This window comes from Collinsella sp. AM09-41 (genome assembly GCF_003473245.1).
Taxonomy (GTDB): Bacteria; Actinomycetota; Coriobacteriia; order Coriobacteriales; family Coriobacteriaceae; genus Collinsella.
This window is the reverse complement of record NZ_QRMJ01000026.1, coordinates 1-1031: the sequence shown is the minus strand read 5'-3', so window position 1 is coordinate 1031 and position 1031 is coordinate 1. Positions and strand designations below refer to the sequence as shown.

The following is a 1031-nucleotide window of genomic DNA, read 5'->3' as shown; positions in this document are numbered from 1 at the left end:
GTCGTCGCCCTCGGCGGCAACGCCCTCGGCAACAACCCCGTCGAGCAGATCCAGGCCGTGAGCAACACCGCCCACGCTCTCCTTGGTCTTATCGAGCAGGGTAACGAGATCATCATCACCCACGGCAACGGCCCGCAGGTCGGCATGATCCAGAACGCCTTCGCCGCTGCCCACGACGCCATCGGCACCCCCGAGATGCCGCTGCCCGAGTGCGGCGCCATGTCCCAGGGCTACATTGGCTACCACCTGCAGCAGGGCATCGGCCGCGAGATGCACAAGCGCTATAAGCGTTGGCACGCCGCCACCGTCGTCACCCAGATCGAGTGCGACCCGGACGATCCCGCGTTCAAGAACCCGACCAAGCCGATCGGCCCCTTCTACACCGAGGAGCAGGCCAAGGAGTTCATGGCCGAGGATCCTTCCAAGGTCTTCGTCGAGGATTCCGGCCGCGGCTGGCGTCGCGTCGTCGCTTCCCCTGATCCCAAGAAGATCGTCGAGGCTGACTCCATCCTCAACCTGCTCGACAACGAGTTCATCGTCATCGCCTGCGGTGGCGGCGGCATCCCCGTCGTCCGCGACTACGAGAACAAGGGCTGCTACAAGGGCGTTCCCGCCGTCATCGACAAGGACCTGGGCGGCGAGCTGCTGGCCGAGGACTGCGACGCCGACGTCCTGTTCCTGCTGACCGCCGTTGAGCATGTCGCCATCAACTTTGGCAAGCCCAACCAGGAGGAGCTCGAGGACATCACCGCCGACGAGGCCGAGCGCCTGGCCGACGAGGGCCAGTTCGGCAAGGGTTCCATGGAGCCCAAGGTCCGCGCCGCCATCAAGTTCGCCCGCTCCCGCAAGGGCCGCACCTGCATCATCGGCGCCCTGGACAAGGCCGCCGAGACCATGGCCGGTCTCTCCGGTACCCGCATCCACGAGTAGCCTCTACTCTGTTGCCTCTCTCGTGGGCGCCAGGCAAGACGCCCACAAACTAGCCTCTCTTCATGAGCCCCGCAGTCCGCTCCGGCTGCGGGGCTTTTGCT

Annotated in this window: 1 protein-coding gene; it reads left to right on the top strand. The window is 65.8% G+C overall.

Translation table 11 applies throughout. The annotated features are described in order from the left end of the window. Positions 1 to 930: carbamate kinase (gene arcC / locus DW112_RS09845; protein ID WP_117641088.1), on the top strand; the 930-nt coding region annotated here is incomplete at its 5' end. Positions 931 to 1031: the final 101 nt, after the last annotated feature.